Annotated in this window: 15 protein-coding genes and 1 pseudogene; 13 read left to right on the top strand and 3 right to left on the bottom strand. The window is 52.4% G+C overall.

The features are described 5' to 3' along the window. Nucleotides 1-233 precede the first annotated feature (233 nt). The 3 genes from PVA01S_RS07225 (at nt 234) to PVA01S_RS07215 (ending at nt 3501) form a co-directional block, all read left to right on the top strand. Nucleotides 234-1520 (top strand): sensor domain-containing diguanylate cyclase, encoded by a 1287-nt coding sequence (locus PVA01S_RS07225; protein WP_127606390.1) that lies wholly within the window; start codon nt 234-236, stop codon nt 1518-1520. 388 nt (nt 1521-1908) lie between these two features. Beyond that, nucleotides 1909-2307, top strand: a complete 399-nt coding sequence (locus PVA01S_RS07220; protein ID WP_127606388.1) for a hypothetical protein — start codon at nt 1909-1911, stop codon at nt 2305-2307. Nucleotides 2308-2382: 75 nt separating this feature from the next. Beyond that, nucleotides 2383-3501, top strand: coding sequence for an NADH-dependent flavin oxidoreductase (locus tag PVA01S_RS07215; RefSeq protein WP_127606386.1), 1119 nt, complete (start codon nt 2383-2385; stop codon nt 3499-3501). A gap of 154 nt (nt 3502-3655) precedes the next feature. Here PVA01S_RS07215 and sleB read toward each other — a convergent pair whose 3' ends face one another. After that, nucleotides 3656-4312, bottom strand: a complete 657-nt coding sequence (gene sleB / locus PVA01S_RS07210; protein ID WP_127606384.1) for a spore cortex-lytic enzyme — start codon at nt 4310-4312, stop codon at nt 3656-3658. 209 nt (nt 4313-4521) lie between these two features. Here sleB and PVA01S_RS07205 point away from each other — a divergent pair, with 209 nt between their 5' ends. After that, nucleotides 4522-6462: a TOMM precursor leader peptide-binding protein gene (locus tag PVA01S_RS07205; protein WP_127606382.1), complete on the top strand. Its 1941-nt coding sequence runs from the start codon at nt 4522-4524 to the stop codon at nt 6460-6462. Between the two features lie 69 nt (nt 6463-6531). On the opposite strand, the pseudogene PVA01S_RS27180 reads toward PVA01S_RS07205, so the two are convergent. Beyond that, nucleotides 6532-6618, bottom strand: a pseudogene (locus tag PVA01S_RS27180) (sporulation protein YjcZ); the annotation flags it as partial. Nucleotides 6619-6826: 208 nt separating this feature from the next. Between PVA01S_RS27180 and PVA01S_RS07200 the strand changes: the two are divergent. After that, entirely contained in the window at nt 6827-7477 is a 651-nt protein-coding gene (locus PVA01S_RS07200) for an SGNH/GDSL hydrolase family protein (RefSeq protein ID WP_164751763.1), read from the top strand. 101 nt (nt 7478-7578) lie between these two features. On the opposite strand, the gene shc is transcribed toward PVA01S_RS07200, so the two are convergent. Next, complete coding sequence (shc, locus tag PVA01S_RS07195) at nt 7579-9495, bottom strand: squalene--hopene cyclase (protein WP_412760920.1); 1917 nt, start codon at nt 9493-9495, stop codon at nt 7579-7581. Between the two features lie 235 nt (nt 9496-9730). On the opposite strand from shc, the gene PVA01S_RS07190 reads away from it, so the two are divergent. From PVA01S_RS07190 to PVA01S_RS26525, 8 genes are all read left to right on the top strand, one after another. Continuing rightward, nucleotides 9731-10459: an amino acid ABC transporter ATP-binding protein gene (locus PVA01S_RS07190; RefSeq protein WP_054797253.1), complete on the top strand. Its 729-nt coding sequence runs from the start codon at nt 9731-9733 to the stop codon at nt 10457-10459. Nucleotides 10460-10485: 26 nt separating this feature from the next. After that, nucleotides 10486-11337: a transporter substrate-binding domain-containing protein gene (locus PVA01S_RS07185; RefSeq protein WP_127606378.1), complete on the top strand. Its 852-nt coding sequence runs from the start codon at nt 10486-10488 to the stop codon at nt 11335-11337. A gap of 39 nt (nt 11338-11376) precedes the next feature. Next, on the top strand, nt 11377-12030 hold the full coding sequence (locus PVA01S_RS07180; RefSeq protein WP_054799779.1) for an amino acid ABC transporter permease: 654 nt from the start codon (nt 11377-11379) through the stop codon (nt 12028-12030). A 12-nt stretch (nt 12031-12042) separates the two neighbouring features. Further along, complete coding sequence (locus PVA01S_RS07175) at nt 12043-12693, top strand: amino acid ABC transporter permease (protein ID WP_054797255.1); 651 nt, start codon at nt 12043-12045, stop codon at nt 12691-12693. 79 nt (nt 12694-12772) lie between these two features. Next, nucleotides 12773-14056, top strand: coding sequence for a sensor histidine kinase (locus PVA01S_RS07170; RefSeq protein WP_127606376.1), 1284 nt, complete (start codon nt 12773-12775; stop codon nt 14054-14056). Beyond that, nucleotides 14038-14976, top strand: a complete 939-nt coding sequence (locus PVA01S_RS07165; RefSeq protein ID WP_054797256.1) for a response regulator — start codon at nt 14038-14040, stop codon at nt 14974-14976. Before PVA01S_RS07170 ends, PVA01S_RS07165 begins: the two co-directional genes overlap by 19 nt. 340 nt (nt 14977-15316) lie before the next feature. Continuing rightward, nucleotides 15317-15481 carry a hypothetical protein gene (locus tag PVA01S_RS26530; RefSeq protein ID WP_155614219.1) on the top strand — a complete coding sequence of 55 codons (165 nt, stop codon included), beginning with the start codon at nt 15317-15319 and terminating at the stop codon, nt 15479-15481. A gap of 261 nt (nt 15482-15742) precedes the next feature. Continuing rightward, nucleotides 15743-15910, top strand: coding sequence for a hypothetical protein (locus PVA01S_RS26525; protein ID WP_155614220.1), 168 nt, complete (start codon nt 15743-15745; stop codon nt 15908-15910). Nucleotides 15911-15918 lie beyond the last annotated feature (8 nt).

Below are 15918 nucleotides of genomic sequence, written 5' to 3'. Positions count from 1 at the left end.
AGGGCTCCGTATAGGAGCCTTCTTTTTTTATGTGCCGGAGATGAACGGTACCGCTCAGGAGGAATATTGTCGAAATTTGTTTCAAAATGTAGTATATTGACGGAAAATAGATTGATAAGTATCCAATCATGGAATAAGATGAAGAGAAAAGTTGTGTAAGCGTTTGATTTTGGAACAAACCATTGTGGTGAAGATCGTGTTGCTTGGGAAATTAACGGATAAAGAAGGTGAACATGCTGGACGCTTTATTACGAACCTGCCGGTTGAATTCATTGATTATAGAATCGTTGTCCGAACCTGCCGTATTTATAAACAAACAGGGCGCTATTCATTTTGTAAATCAATCATGGATTAACTTTCCGATCCATAGCGGCGAGAAATTAGATGCCTATCTCGGTATACGTTATTTGAATTTATATGATGGCGACGACGATCTTAAGCAAGGGATCGCCCGTGTAATGTCAGGTCTGCCGTCTTACAAACATGAGTTTGCTGTGCAAATCAATGAGGATAAACAATATTTTTTAATGAAGGCAACGCCTATCGAGGATCATGGAACCGGGATTTTGGGCGTTTTCATGATTTATTTTAATATTACAAATCAAAAAAAATTGGAGCAAATGTTAAGAAAAAAAGAAGAGCAATACCGGCTCATTGAAGAACACTCGCAAGATATGATCAAAATCACAGATATTCACGGCAAGATCGAGTATGTATCTCCATCCCATCAGCACCATACCGGACATTGTAACGATGAATTCGACATCTTCCATTACTTACACGAAGATGATGTAATTAAATTGAAAGAAACGTATCGAGAGATGATACAAACGAAAGACTCGTATGTGCTGGAAATTCGGAACAAGATCAGGAACGGTCAATGGGTCTGGTATGAAGCCGCATGTTCCCCGATCTTGTCGGACGAAGGCGAAGTCCATCAAATTTTAATCGTTTCGAGGGATATCACCGTTAGAAAACAAACCATGCAAGAATTGGAATTTATGGCGTATCACGATTATTTAACAGGGCTTTATAACCGCCGGAAGATCAAACTCATTTTGGATGAGACGCTGGAGGAGGCGGTTCGCCAAAATGAAGATTTTGCTTTGCTGATTATGGACATCGACCAATTTAAAACCATCAATGACACGTATGGCCATGATGTAGGCGACATGGTTTTGAAGGAGTTTTCCAATCGCTTGCTGAACTGCAAGCGGGAAGGTGACTTTGTAGGCCGATTAAGCGGAGACGAATTTACCGTTATCATGAAAAACATTCATGGCAAACAGGAAATAACCGCTTTTATACACCTGTTCCTGCAATCGCTGGGGGACCCCTTTCCTGTGCCGGATTTAAATGACGGCATCATCGTAAATTCAAGTATAGGGTACTCTATATATTCGGAGCATGGAACCAACATGATGAAGCTTTTTAAACATGCGGATATTGCGTTGTACAAGGCAAAGAAGAAAAGTAAAAAGGGCAGAGGCAAGTCTGCCTTGCTCAATAGACAAATATGAGCTGGTTGTATCGGCAAGTGTCGGTATAAGCAGTTACCCCCGAGGATGCTCCCATTCTTAAAGATCTGATGAAAAACGCCGCCATCGCCATGTATGATGCGAAAATTTCCGGTAAACGCACCGTTAAAGTATATACACCTTCGTTAAACCTGGCTGCATATAAAAAATTTACACGGGTCAGCGACTTTCAAAAGGCAATTGACAATCATGAGTTTAGTTAGAAGCACAAGGGGATTCGTTTAATTACGGTTCCCTTTTTGTCGTGGTTTTCAAAATGAAAGAAGACAGTTGACACTTTAAACTGTTACAAATATAATGACAGTAAGCGAACTGTTACTAAAACGATCTCAGATAGGTTGGCTTAGTAAAAAGAAAGAGGTGACCGGATATGAATCCAGCAAACGATGCGTTGATTAGAGAAGGCGATTGGGTAAGCGGCACATCCGTTAAGGATGAAAAATTTATCGGATACGTCGAGTCGATGAACGAAAATGGCGAACTGAAGGTTGTGGTGACACAATGCGACCTTCAGGAAACGGTGGGTACGACCATCGAAACCAAGCTTGCCAGAGTAAAGAAGTTGCCGGCCTACACACCGTCAGCTCCGGAAGAAGTGCGCAGTTTGATTGAACTTGCTCTGATGACGCATGATAAAGAATGGTTCGAACAACTGAGAGCCAGGCAGTCTGCAGCCTCCGCAACCGGATCGGCTAGCCGGCAGCACACCCATCATGCGCCTGCTTCAAGGCTGTTTGGAACGGCTCCAAAAAATCGGAGCGGGTCCTGATGAAATGCTAAAAAGCATGAAACCAGAACAAACTAGCTACAGATATTGTTTATAAATTGGGGAGGAATCATACCTTTGGACACAAAATACAAGCCTTTATTCGAAACTTTCAAGTTTAAAAGCGGCATTCAACTGAAAAATCGCATCGTGATGGCGCCAATGACCAACTTCTCATCGCACGAGGATGGCACAGTCAGCGACGCGGAAGTCAGCTACTATGCCCGCCGGTCGAACGGGGTCGGCATGGTGATTACCGCCTGCACCTATGTAACCCCCAACGGCAAAGGATTTCAAGGTGAGTTTGCCGGCGACCGCGACGAGATGATTCCAAGTTTACGTCGTCTGGCTGAAACGATTAAGGAACAAGGTGCCAAGGCTGTCCTGCAAATTTTTCACGGCGGCCGGATGTGTCCCCCGGAACTGGTTGACGGCGATGTCGTAAGCGCCAGTGCCGTTGCTTCGGAACAGGAAGGAAGCGTCGTGCCGAGAGCTTTGTCTGATTCGGAGATCGAGGCGATTGTTCGCGATTTTGGAGAAGCTACCCGCCGGGCTATCGAAGCCGGATACGATGGCGTCGAAATTCATGGAGCCAACGGTTACTTGATCCAACAGTTTTTCTCCCCGCATTCCAACCGCCGCGAAGACCGCTGGGGAGGAAGCTTGGAGAAGCGCATGACCTTCCCGTTAGCTGTTGTGGAGGAAGTGAAGCGGGTTGTGGCCAAGCACGCGAAGCAACCGTTTCTGGTGGGTTACCGCTTTTCCCCGGAAGAAGCGGAAACTCCCGGGATCACGATGGAGGATACGCTGCAATTGGTCGATGCGTTAGCAGACCGGGATCTCGACTACATCCATGTATCGTTAATGGATTTCTGGTCCAAACCTAGACGTGGCGCAGACGAAAGCAAGTCTCGGATCGAATGGATCCGCGAGCGTGCCGGTAACCGTGTGCCTGTCATCGGCGTAGGCTCGCTTCACAGTGCGGATGATGCGCTGAAAGCTTTGCAAACGGGAATTCCGCTCATTGCTCTGGGCCGCGAGCTCATTATCGAGCCCGATTGGGTTGTGAAAGTAGCCGAAGGCCGGGAGTCGGATATCCAAACTACCTTAACGAAAGACGATCAGGAGCGTCTGGTCATCCCGGATCCGCTGTGGCAGGCCATCATGCATACGCCGGGCTGGTTTCCGGTCGTTTAACCCCTGACCGCTTTAAGCCATTGAAGACAGGCAGTCCCTTGCGAACGGCCTGTCGCGCACTAGCGTTTCGAACGGAACGCAAACAGCCCCGCTACCTGCAACGGTAACGGAGCTGTTTTTTTATATAGGATCAATCATAGCCGTTCTTATTTTTTTACTTAGCAAAATTGTGCTTGCCGATTTTTACGGTTTGCGGGCGGGACCAAATCCACGCGCTGGTCGCCGTATCCGGATTGAAATAATAAAGCGAATTGTTTGTAGGGTCCCAGCCGCGAACAGCGTCCTGTGCCGCCAAATAAGCGGTTTTGTTAGGCGTTAACCAATATTGGCCGTCATCGACTGCTGTGAACGCTCCCGGCTGAAACACGACATCGCGGATATTGTCCGGGAATTGGGCGGATTGAATCCGGTTCATGACTACAGCCCCAACGGCAACTTGTCCTTTATAAGGTTCTCCGCGGGCCTCGCTATTAATAATTTTGGCCATAACGTCCAGTTCGCTTCGGTTCAGCGAATACTTTTTTAAGGCTTTCCAGGTATTTGGGCCAACGACGCCGTCTGGCGCCAAGCCGTAATCTTTTTGGAATTTACGAACCGCCGTTAAGGTTTGGGTTCCGAACTGTCCATCTAACGCCGTTTGATAATATCCTAATGTTTTTAAACGGAACTGTAAGTCCCACACATCCCCGTTTGACGTCCCTTTGGTTAATACCGCAGGCTTCGTTGCCGCCTGGGCGTGCCCTTCATGAAATGTGCCGGCACTTATGAGCAGTACCGCGACAAGAAAGGCGAATGCGTTCATTCGCATCATGGATGATCCTCCCCTTTCCTTCACCCATTATAAATTAATAAAATTTGTGTTCAATACATAAATGATGGAAATCAGTCGTCCGGCCTTGCTGCTGCTGATGTTTCGCAACCTCGTTACCGTAATCGGAAAGCGTAACAAAAGCGGATCGTTCATCATACTTGTAATGTATTCGGAGCAGTTCCTGCAAGGCTGCGGAAGGAGGAATCTCGGTGGGCGCTGTTGTGGCAATTGTAGGAGAAGGGCTGCTGGCGGACTTCGTGTGCGAAGCCTTGTCCGGCCCGCACCAAGTCTTTCGTCAGACGGATTTCAAGGCAATTGTACCGGAAGCGGCGGAATTGGTGCTGGTGCTGCAGGATGATTGGAACGCTTCCGTCAATCAGGAAGCGGAAGCGGCACTGCAGCCCAGCGGCAAGATTTGGCTTAGCGGCTTCGCTTCATCGGACGAGGGCGTAGTCGGACCACTGGTTCGACCGGGTACGCCGGGATGCTCCCAGTGTGCGGACATGCGCCGGCAAATGGCGGGACGCGGTCAGGAGATGTCGGAGCTGCAGATGATGCTGCTGGTGAACGGGGGAATGCCGCGTCAGCGGCGGGCGTCCCGAACAGCGCTTTGGCAGCTGAGCCGCCTGCTTGCAGCGGAGGCCCGGAGGGTGCTGCAGGGCGGCCGGGCCCGCTCGGAAGGACGGGTCTATCTCATGAACATGAACACGCTTGAGAGCTCGCTTCACTTCTTTCTGCCCGACCCGTTGTGTCCGGTTTGTGGGCGGATACCCGACGATACACCGGCGGCATCCCGAATTTCGCTGCAGCCTAATCCTAAGATCAGCGCCTCCAGTTATCGCTGCCGTCCGCTGGACGACCTGAAGAAAGTTCTCGTTAAAGACTATCTGGATGACCGGACCGGTCTTCTGAAAGGGAAGATGATTGATCTCGTGTCGCCGTTTGCCGATGTTTGCGTGAGCTTGCCGTTGTTCGCGCAAGATGAGATAACGGCCGGCCGAACGCATTCGTATGTGGAAAGCGAGCTGACTGCTATATTAGAGGGCTTGGAACGAAACTGCGGGATGGCTCCCCGCGGCAAGCGGACCGTGATGAATGACAGCTACCGCCATGTGGCGGAGCAAGCGCTCAATCCGGTCACGGTAGGGGTATATACGAAGGAACAGTATGCGCAGCCCGATTTTCCGTTCCAGCCGTTTGATCCGGACCGGCCCATCGATTGGGTTTGGGGCTATTCGTTCCTGCGGGAACGTCCGATTCTGGTTCCGGAGCTGCTTGCCTATTACAGCGTAGGTTTTGGGGAAGGGTTTGTGAACGAAGCATCCAGCGGTTGCGCGCTGGGTGGAAGTTTGGAAGAGGCCGTGTTATACGGCATATTGGAAGTGGTGGAACGCGACTCGTTTCTGATGACCTGGTACGCGCAGCTGCCTGTACCGCGCCTGGATCCTTATTCAGCGGGCGATCGGCAATTGCGGCTGATGGTCGACCGTCTGCAGGCGGTGACCGGGTATAAGCTGCATTTGTTTAACACAACGATGGAGAATGGAATTCCGAGCGTAGTGGCCATCGCCAAAAACAGCAAACCGGCGGGAGTGAATCTCATCTGCGCGGCCGGGGCTCATTTGGACCCGGTAAGAGCCGCGAAGAGTGCGATTCATGAGCTGGCCGGCATCCTGCCGATGCTAGGCGAGAAATTGGAGACAAACCGGGAAGATTATGTACCTATGCTGCACGATGCGTCCCTGGTGCGGCAGATGGAAGACCATTCCATGCTGTACAGCTTGCCTGAAGCCGAGGAGCGCCTGCATTTTTTACTGGATGGCAGCCGCCCTCTGCGCACGTTTGATGAGGAGTTCAAGCTGAAAGACAGGCGTGCGGATTTGACCGATGATCTGAAGGACGTCATTCAGACGTTCGGCCGGTTGAACCTCGAGGTGATTGTCATCGACCAGTCCACGCCGGAAACGTTACGAAACGGATTATATTGTGTCAAGGTGCTGATTCCGGGGATGCTGCCGATGACGTTCGGGCATCACCTGACCCGCTTGGCGGGACTGGAAAGAGTACTGACCGTACCGGCAGAGCTGGGGTTTAGGAAGCAGCGTTTGGCTATCGATCAGCTGAACCCGCATCCGCACCCGTTTCCCTAACCTGAAAGGCATGGCAGGTGAAGAAAGGACCTTGCCGTCAACAAGATCCTTTCTTCGGATCGATAATAAGAGCCAGCCGCGAAGAACAATAACAAGCAGAATGAACAGAACAAGGATGACGCCCGTGCTAGTGAACCCTCCGCAAGAACCGCCGCCTAAAAATCCCCTAGATAACGCCTCCTTTCCTTAGGAAGTGGTATATTGTATGGCGGGAGGCGTGCTCTTTTCTTGGACTCCGTGTAAAATGTGTCCGGGAAATCTTGATCCCGGCTTTGATTCGTTGGCGGCAAAGGGGCGGCCGCATATGCAAACACTCCCATTATTGCGTAAGATAGTACATCACAATAAGAGAGGGAGGAACGGCATGTTCGTATATGCGGCATTAGGCGATTCCATTACGTTTGGTCAAAATGCAAGTTCCGTCGAGCGAATGTATCCCAGCCTGATCATTTCCATGCTGCGTTCCAAAGGCATACAAGCCAAACGAATCGTGCTCGCTCGTCCGGGATGGACAAGCGCGGATCTGGTAGATGCATTGGATACGGATCCTTATCCGTTTCGTTTCGTCGATACGGTGACGGTATGGATCGGCGGGGTTGATCTCATTAGCGGCGGCTTGCAAATGCTTCAAGGCTCCGGCAAGTCTGGTTTGGAAGCGATGATTCGCCAATATGAAAGAAGACTCGGTGCCATACTCCGCCACATCCGCACGGCCGGATCGTGCGACGTGGTCTGCTGCACCCAGTATAACCCGTTTCCGAACAGTCCGATCGCCGTGACCGGCATAGGCTTGCTGAATCAGGTCATCAGCGGAACGGCTGCCCGAACCGGCTGCTGCGTTGCCCGTGTGGATCAATGGTTCTCCGGTAACGAGCCGCATTTGATTGACGGCTACCGGAGCGGCAGCGTCGAGGAGGTTCCCCGCGGAATCACAGCGGTGCATCCGAACGATAACGGGCACAGCGTCATCGCGGCAGGCCTTTTACCCATCGTTTATTCGGGCCGGAAGCGTTAAAAGCCGAAGAACTAGGGGGATTTATATGGCCCGGGGCAACTCCGATGCGCCACCCGGCAAACGACCGGCTCAGCGCGTGTAAAATGGCTGTCGCCGGCCTCCTAACCGCTGTATTTTTTCCTGTAATGGCTTAAGGCCAGAAGCGGCCAAATGTACCGATAGCTGTGGTAATGCATATAAAATGCACCCGGAAGGCCCGCCCCGGTAGGATAAGCGGCGGCCCAACCGTCCTCGCTCAATAGGGCGAGGAGCCTTTGCATGCCTTTCTCCACTTCGGGAACCGGCTTCGGATGAAAGGCGATCAGGGCGTCCAGCGCCCATGCGGTTTGCGACGGCGTACTGGCCCCGAGCGGCACATACCGCATAAGCCGATCGCTTCTGCAGGATTCTCCCCAGCCGCCGTCGGGATTCTGGATGCTGCTTAGCCAGCTGACGCCTCTTTGCACAGCGGGATGGCCCGTGTCTACCCCCGCCGAGATCATTCCCGTCATCGCGGCCCATGTGCCATATATATAGCAAATCCCCCAACGTCCGTACCACGAGCCGTCCTCTTCCTGATGATCGATCAGCCAATCCGTTCCGCGGCGAACGAAAGGGTGCTTTAGGCCGAGCCCTGCCGTATTCCCCAAAAATTCCAAGGTTCGTCCCGTCAAATCGGCTGACGAAGGGTCGATAGCCGCCGCTTGGGCTCCGTCGATCGGCAGCCAAGCGAGCAGCTTGTTATCCGTGTCTCGTTCGAATGCGGGCCATCCTCCATCGCGATTTTGCATCGACAACAGCCAATTCAGTCCGCGGTTCCATGCATCCCGGCTGGGGGGATCGCTCTGCGCCAACCGCTTGATCGCTCTTAACGCTGCTGTCGTATCGTCCACATCGGGATTGATCGTATTGGAGTCCGAAAACCCCCAACCACCCGGTACGGGATTCCGGTTATGGAGGCTCCAATCGCCCAAAGTCCGCTGTTGCTTGGAAACGATATAAGAGGCGGCGCTCCGGATCGCCTTGCTTTCGGGGGCAACCCCGGCTTCCTGCAGCGCGTGGGACAGTAATGCGGTATCCCAGACGGCCGATGGCGAGTTTTGCAGAAACATCTTCCCGTCCGAGCTGCAGACCATGGCCGTTAAGCCCCGAACCGCACGGGTAATGACCGGATGCTGCTTGTCATAGCCGAGCGCGAGCAGTGCGAAGATCATCAGAAATGTGCAGCTTGCATAGCTGTAGAGCGTTCCGTCCGGCTCGATCCTCTCCAGCATGTATTGCTCCGCCCGTTTGGCAGCGGCCATATGCAGCTTGCCAGGGATGCCGACGAGCTTCCCCAGGCCCGCCTTGATTTCATCAAGCAAGGCTTGAAAGCCGTCTGCGGGCTGTCGTTGACCGGCCGGGCCCGACGGGTCCAGGCTGCCTGACCGGGCGGCCGACAAGTCGGACAAGTCGGACAAATCGGGGGAGGCTTGCGTTTTCATAGCGAATCGGCGATCGGCCATGAGAAGAATGGGAGCAAGATGCACTCTCGCATAAGCGGAAAAATCGAAAAAGTTAAGCGGGAAAGACGGAGGGAGCAGCAAAAATTCAAGAGGAATGAAGAGTGAAGCCGGCCATGGATATTGACCGGTGGCCGCGAGCAGCACGATGGTCAGCAGGCTGTCGATGCTGCGTATCCCGCCTTTTGACAAGATGTACTGCTTGGCTTTCCTCATCGACTCGTCCGATGTGGCACTGTATCCCGAATACAAAAGCGCATAGTAAGCTTCCACCGTGGCGGACAAGTTCCCTTCCTCTTCATCGTGAAACAATTTCCAGGAACCGTCGGCTTGCTGGGCAGCTGCAATCCGGTCGTGCAGCTGCCGGATCAGGCTTTCGTCGGGCTCCTGCAAGGTTCGCAGGACAACGATCATATAGGCATCTGTTACCGTTCCGTTCTCAAAGCAAAAGCGCCATGACCCGTCTTCCTTCTGCAGCCGCAAAAGCTCTTCCGTCAGGCGCTGGATTTCCGAGTTTGTCTCGCTCATCGTATCCATCCGAGCATCCACCCTCCCTTGTCCCCTCGTTTCCCTTTTGAACCAATCGCGCCAATCAGCATCGCATACGTTCGCAATTGATCGTCTTCTCCATTATATGAAAGGTGATGCGGATAACATGCGATTCCGATTTTCTTCGTCGTTTCCGGTAGAAACTGGTAGGCTGGTGTTTACACTAGCTTTACAAGGGGTTAAATAATCAGAAAGTCGATTCATCCAAGAGGGGGGGATCCGGTTGATCAGTTTTCATCAGGTTCAGAAGCATTACGGCAGCTTTCACGTCTTAAAGGATATTAATCTGCGCGTCAACCTAGGGGAAGTCGTGGTCGTCATCGGTCCCTCGGGCTCCGGCAAAAGCACATTGGTTCGATGCATCAACCAGTTGGAGAAGATTACGAGCGGCGACCTGATTGTCGATAACGTGAAAGTGAACGACAGGGGCACCGACTTGAACAAGCTGCGCCGGGAGATCGGCATGGTGTTTCAACACTTTAATTTGTACCCGCACAAAACGGTTCTGCAGAACATTACGCTGGCACCCGTCAAGGTGCTTGGGGTATCGGAGACCGAAGCGAAAGAAACGGCGATGTTCTATCTGCAGAAGGTCGGCATCGCCGAGAAGGCCGGCAGTTATCCGGCGCAGCTGTCGGGCGGCCAGCAGCAGCGGGTGGCGATCGCCCGGGGACTGGCGATGAAGCCGAAGATCATGCTGTTCGACGAGCCCACCTCGGCACTCGATCCCGAGACGATCGGAGAAGTGCTCGATATTATGAAGACGCTGGCCAAGGAAGGGATGACCATGGTTGTCGTGACGCATGAAATGGGCTTTGCCCGCGAAGTGGCCGACCGCATCGTCTTCATGGATCAAGGGCGAATTTTGGAGGAAGCGCATCCGCGCGATTTCTTCTCCCAACCTCGGGAAGAACGGGCGCGTTTATTTCTTAGCCGTATCCTCAATCACTAATTTCATGAGAAAAGGGTGGATGAACGATGAAAAAAACGTGGAAAAGCATGGTAGGTCTCAGTTTGGCTGTTGTCTTAAGCGCGACGGCATTAGCCGCATGTACGCGGGTGGAGCCGGCGCCAAGCGCGAAACCGGAAGACAAAGCGCAGGTTACGCCTGCGGCAGGCACGCTCGCTGAAATGAAGAAGCGCGACAAATTCGTCGTCGGGGTCAAGTACGATCTGAACTTGTTCGGGCTGAAGGATCCGGGCACCGGCAAGGTCGAAGGCTTCGATATCGACATCGCCAAGGCGATCGCGAAGAAGGTGCTCGGCGACGAGAACAAAATCGAGCTGAAGGAAGTAACGTCCAAGACGCGGATTCCGATGCTGCGCAACGGCGAGATCGATGCGATCATCGCGACGATGACGGTTACGGAAGAGCGCAAGCAAGAGGTCGACTTCTCCGACATTTACTTCATGGCCGGCCAGTCGTTCCTCGTGAAGAAGGACAGCCCGATCAACGGAATCGCCGATATCAAGAAAGGCACGAAGGTTGTGACGGCTAAAGGCTCGACATCCGCTGTGAATGTTCGCGCCAAGGCGCCTGACGCCACGGTGCTTGAGTTCGAAAACTATGCGGAAGCGTTCACGGCGCTCAAGGCCGGGCAAGGCGACGCGCTGACGACCGATAACGCGCTGCTCTACGGGATGGCCAAGCAAGATCCGAACTACCGTGTCACGGAAGGCGCATTTACCGAAGAACCGTATGGCATTGCAATCAAGAAAGGCGATCAGGAGTTCGTCACGCTCGTCAACGATACGTTGAAAGAGCTGAAGAATAACGGCGAATACGACAAGATCTATGAGAAATGGATCGGATCGAAGCCTGCGAAATAATGTAAAGATGTGATGCAGAAGGAGAAGGGAGCTTGACGAATGCTTGATCTTACCGTGCTGACAGAGCATTGGGGGATGTACGCGGAAGGGTTCGGCAACACGGTCAAGGCAAGCGTCTTGGCGCTGATCGGCAGCTTCGTTCTCGGAACGGTGTTCGCCGTATTCCGCATAGCGCCTTACCGTGTGTTGAATTGGGCGGGTACCGCTTATGTGGAATTTGTTCGAAACATCCCGCTCATTCTCGTCGTATTCGTATTCTTCGTCGGCTTGCCCGCCGTAGGCGTCCGGCTTGATTCGTTCACAGCCGGAACGCTTGGGCTTACCGTATACACGGCGGCCTTCATCGCCGAGACGGTTCGCGCGGGGATTCTCTCCGTGTCCAAAGGCCAGATGGAAGCGGCCCGATCGTCGGGCCTGACGTACATCCAAGCGATGCTTCATGTCATTTTGCCGCAGGCCATCAAAATCGTGATTCCTCCGATCGGCAACCAGTTTATTAACCTGGTGAAGAACTCCTCGATTCTCGGCGTCATCGCCGGTCTCGACTTGATGTACTTCGGCGATCTTATCTCTACAAGGACGTTCATTACGTTTGACGTCTACATCATTGTCGGCTTATTCTATCTCGTTCTAACCGTTCCGCTCAGCCTGATGGTCGGGTACCTGGAGCGGCGTTTAGAGACGAACCGCTAAGGGGGGAGATCCATGGATTTTACAGGAGCGTACTCTCCCGAGCATCTGTCGTTCTTGCTCCAAGGATTTGGGGTCACGCTGGAAGTAGCCTTCTACTCGATCGTGCTTAGTTTTATCGTCGGGACCGTGCTCGGCGTTGTGCGTTACGCCAAAATTCCCGTCCTCTCGCAGGCGGTGGTATTGGCTGTGGAAACCGTACGGAACCTGCCGCTGCTGTTGATCATCTTCTTCACGTACTTCGCATTGCCGGAAATCGGCTTTAAGCTGGATAAGATGTTCGCCGCCGTGCTGGCCCTCGTTATTTTCGAGTCGGCGATGATCTCCGAGATCGTGCGAAGCGGGCTGAAGTCGGTCGAGAAGGGGCAGATCGAAGCGGCCCGGTCGTCGGGGCTGAACAATGTCCAGACGCTGTGGCATATCGTACTGCCGCAAGCGCTGCGGCGCATGGTGCCGCCGATCGTCAGCCAGTTCATCTCCTTGCTCAAGGACACCTCGCTGGCGGTCGTCATTGCCCTGCCGGAACTGATGAACCATGCGCAAATCATTAACGGCCGCAATGTAAACTATGTGATTCCGATCTTTGTATGCGTAGCAGTCATGTATTTTGCCGTTAACTATGCTTTGTCGGTGCTGTCCAGGCGGCTCGAGCGACGCGTTTCCTAAATTTCATTGGTGTTAAAGATCGCCATTTCTTAGTAATATAGGAATGGGGGTCTTATTTTTTATCGAAAAGAGGGAGCATGTGCGCGAGCGACTTGCCATCTTAACCATCATTATGTTCGCGACGGCGTTCTTCGGGGAAATGAAAGTAAATCCGTTCGGAGGCTCGTTCCGGTTCTCGTTAGGCATCGCCGCCTTCTTCTTCGGCTTACTGTGGTTTCGTTCCGTTCCCGTTATCCCCACCGGCTTGCTGACCGGCGCGTTCATCTTGTGCTTTCGTCTCAGTTTCGATCAATTTTTTTACGGAATCGCCTATACGGACAGTTTACAAGCCCACTTGCCGTCGGCCGTTTATTACGTCAGTTTTACGCTGTTGATCCATATGAGCCGGGCGCGACGGCACCTGGAATTTCCGTTTCGGGTCGGGTTAATCGGCACGGCGGTCGATTTTACTTCCAACATGGTCGAACTGCTGGTCCGCTACTCGCTGGGCGATCATATCTCGCCGACCTGGCAAAGCATCTCGCTTCTGCTGCTCTTCGCGTCCCTGCGCAGCATGTTCGTTGTAGGGCTGTATAACAATTTCTCCATTCGCCAATTGCGCGCCGTAGGCAAGGTTCGTCAGCAGGAATTGGAACGGCTTCGGATGATTAATACGAATCTCTATGAAGAAACCTTTTATTTGCGCAAATCGATGGCCCACCTCGAGGAAATTACGCGTAAAAGCTATCAGTTGTATAAGCGGTTGTGCGAGACGGATCATCAGGACGCTTCTACAGCCCTGCACGTTACGGAAAATGTGCATGAAGTCAAGAAAGACTCGCAGCGGATCTTGGCAGGCTTATCCAAGCTGATGCATCAAGAGGAGCTGGCTTCCCGAATCACCGTCATGGAACTGTGCGGCCTGGTCATTCGCACGAACCGGAAGTATGCGGAAATGTTAGGCAAGCCGATCGCTTTTCATGAATCGTGCGGCATTCCATTGGTCACGTCGCAAATTTATGCGCTGCTGTCGGTATTGAACAATCTGGTCGCCAACGCCGTGGAGGCTATCGGGCATGCGGGCCGGATCGAGCTTGCGGTTCATGTGGACGGGCGGGATCTCGTATTTCTCGTTGCCGATACCGGTCCCGGCATCCCGCAGGAGGAGCAGGAATGGGTGTTTCAATCCGGATACACGACGAAATACGATACGGAAGGGAATGCCTCGACGGGAATCGGGCTGACGCATGCGCTCGGGATTGTACATAGCTTGAACGGAACGCTAAGGCTGCTCCCGAGCTCCAGAGGGACGCGTTTCGAGGTAAGGATTCCTATCGATCAATTGCTCAGTAAGGAGGTGGTCGCATGCTCCGTTTCTACCTGATTGAAGACGATGCGGTCGTACGAAGAATGCTCGAGCGCATCATTAACGAAAGCGGGCTGGGAGAGATTGCGGGTCAGGCGGAGGATGGTCTTCACGTTTCGGCGGATCAGCTATACGGGATAGATGTCGTCCTGATCGATCTGCTGCTCCCAGGACTGGACGGCATTCGAACGATCCGGAAATTGCAGTCGGGGGGATTTGCCGGCCGGTTTATTATGATTTCCCAGGTGGAAAACAAAGAAATGATCGGGGAGGCTTACCAGCAGGGCATCGATACGTTCATCCAGAAGCCGATCAACCGCCTGGAAGTGCTGTCGGTCTTGAAGCGGGTGGCCAATCATATTACGCTCGCGGTATCGCTCCATTCGATACGCAAGTCGCTGCAGCTGCTGGATGAGAAGGGCAAAGAACAGACGGAGCCCGGAGGCGGCAGGAGCGAATCGGGCCTCGGCTACGGCACCTACGAGCAAAACAAGCTTGAGCAGAAGGTTCGTCAGATGCTGCTGCAGCTCGGCATCGCCGGGGAAGCCGGGGCCCCGGACCTGCTGCTGATGATGCAGTGGCTGCATCAGGACGAACGGGGGGAGGAGCTGCTGTTCGAGCTGCAGCTCAAGGAAATTTACATCCAGGTGCTGCACAAACTGCACGGTCACAAGGAAGACGACCCGGTCGTGCAGCGCGAGGTGCGCGCGATGGAGCAGCGAATTCGCCGCATGGTGCTGCAAGCCTTCACGCATCTGTCGTCGATGGGGCTGGCGGATTATGCGAATCCGACCTTCGAGCATTTTGCGCCTCGGCTGTTCGATTTCCAGGAGATCCGCTTACGCATGCATGAGCTGGAAGCCGATGTGAAATCAACGAAATGCCGGATCAACGTCAGAAAGTTTTTGTCGGTTTTCTACATGGAGGCGCTCGGATAAAGCAAGTCGAAACAAACAGCAATTCTACACAAGCCGGACGTAAAAGCTTCACGCGAAGACAGGTTGAGTATGTTATAGGTGATTAATAGCAAAGCCACACCCGTATACGCTGCGTATACGGTTTTTTTCAGTTGAACCAGAGGCCGAACCTCGCTCCAGAGAAGCAATGCGGTCAATAGCGCATACCCCGTGAGCAGCAGCGGGAAAAAACTTCAGATGAAAATTTAATATATAACACAGTTTATTTTAATAAAACAGTATTGAACATAAATAATTATTGTTATATATTTATATAAAATAATTTAAATGTTTTATAACATTAATACGGGAGGTTGTTTCCATGGAAAGATCAGGATGTCAAGGCAGTGAAGAACTGGAGAACCTGGCGTCGCACGGAAGTCCGAACGCGCTTCAAGCAGATTGCACCTGTGAGGAAACGGTTTTTTACCCGCTTTCCCCGGTTTTTTTAACCATGTATCATTCTTTGCTGCTGGAGGCCGGGTGAGGTTGTCCGTCTTACGAAACCGCACGCCGCATGACCTGGAACGAGGTGGATGATCAAAGAACAGCCCGTTTGCTTTCCTCAAGGAAAGCAAACGGGCTATTCGGGCGATACGCTTGATGGACAAAAGACAGGATGTAAAGTTAATTGTTATAAAACAGATTAATAATAAAAAAACAGTATTGCACAATGGTAAGTATTGTGATATAAAATATATATGAAATTCAAAACTGTATTAATACATTGGAGGAGGGGAGAACGACAATGGACTGTCCGAGATGTCACGGTAACGGAGAATTGGAGAGCAGCGCCGGGAGTGGAGCTTCAGGTTTGAATGAAGAGAAACATTACGGAGCGGACCGGGAGCGGGGAGCTTGGCCTGCCACCTGCCCCACCTGCGAAGGCAGCGGTTATTTAGAGGAATCGATGTAACTACAATA

This window comes from Paenibacillus validus NBRC 15382, from assembly GCF_004000985.1.
Lineage (GTDB): Bacteria > Bacillota > Bacilli > Paenibacillales > NBRC-103111 > Paenibacillus_G > Paenibacillus_G validus.
This window is presented reverse-complemented; position numbering and strand designations above follow the sequence as displayed.

What these genes read in the sequence shown, in the direction of transcription:
- PVA01S_RS07225 (WP_127606390.1), top strand. Translation starts at nt 234, where the DNA reads ATGCTGGACGCTTTATTACGAACCTGCCGGTTGAATTCATTGATTATA.
- PVA01S_RS07220 (WP_127606388.1), top strand. Translation starts at nt 1,909, where the DNA reads ATGAATCCAGCAAACGATGCGTTGATTAGAGAAGGCGATTGGGTAAGC.
- sleB (WP_127606384.1), bottom strand. Translation starts at nt 4,312, where the DNA reads ATGATGCGAATGAACGCATTCGCCTTTCTTGTCGCGGTACTGCTCATA.
- PVA01S_RS07200 (WP_164751763.1), top strand. Translation starts at nt 6,827, where the DNA reads ATGTTCGTATATGCGGCATTAGGCGATTCCATTACGTTTGGTCAAAAT.
- shc (WP_412760920.1), bottom strand. Translation starts at nt 9,495, where the DNA reads ATGGATACGATGAGCGAGACAAACTCGGAAATCCAGCGCCTGACGGAA.
- PVA01S_RS07185 (WP_127606378.1), top strand. Translation starts at nt 10,486, where the DNA reads ATGAAAAAAACGTGGAAAAGCATGGTAGGTCTCAGTTTGGCTGTTGTC.
- PVA01S_RS07180 (WP_054799779.1), top strand. Translation starts at nt 11,377, where the DNA reads ATGCTTGATCTTACCGTGCTGACAGAGCATTGGGGGATGTACGCGGAA.
- PVA01S_RS07175 (WP_054797255.1), top strand. Translation starts at nt 12,043, where the DNA reads ATGGATTTTACAGGAGCGTACTCTCCCGAGCATCTGTCGTTCTTGCTC.
- PVA01S_RS07165 (WP_054797256.1), top strand. Translation starts at nt 14,038, where the DNA reads ATGCTCCGTTTCTACCTGATTGAAGACGATGCGGTCGTACGAAGAATG.
- PVA01S_RS26530 (WP_155614219.1), top strand. Translation starts at nt 15,317, where the DNA reads ATGGAAAGATCAGGATGTCAAGGCAGTGAAGAACTGGAGAACCTGGCG.
- PVA01S_RS26525 (WP_155614220.1), top strand. Translation starts at nt 15,743, where the DNA reads ATGGACTGTCCGAGATGTCACGGTAACGGAGAATTGGAGAGCAGCGCC.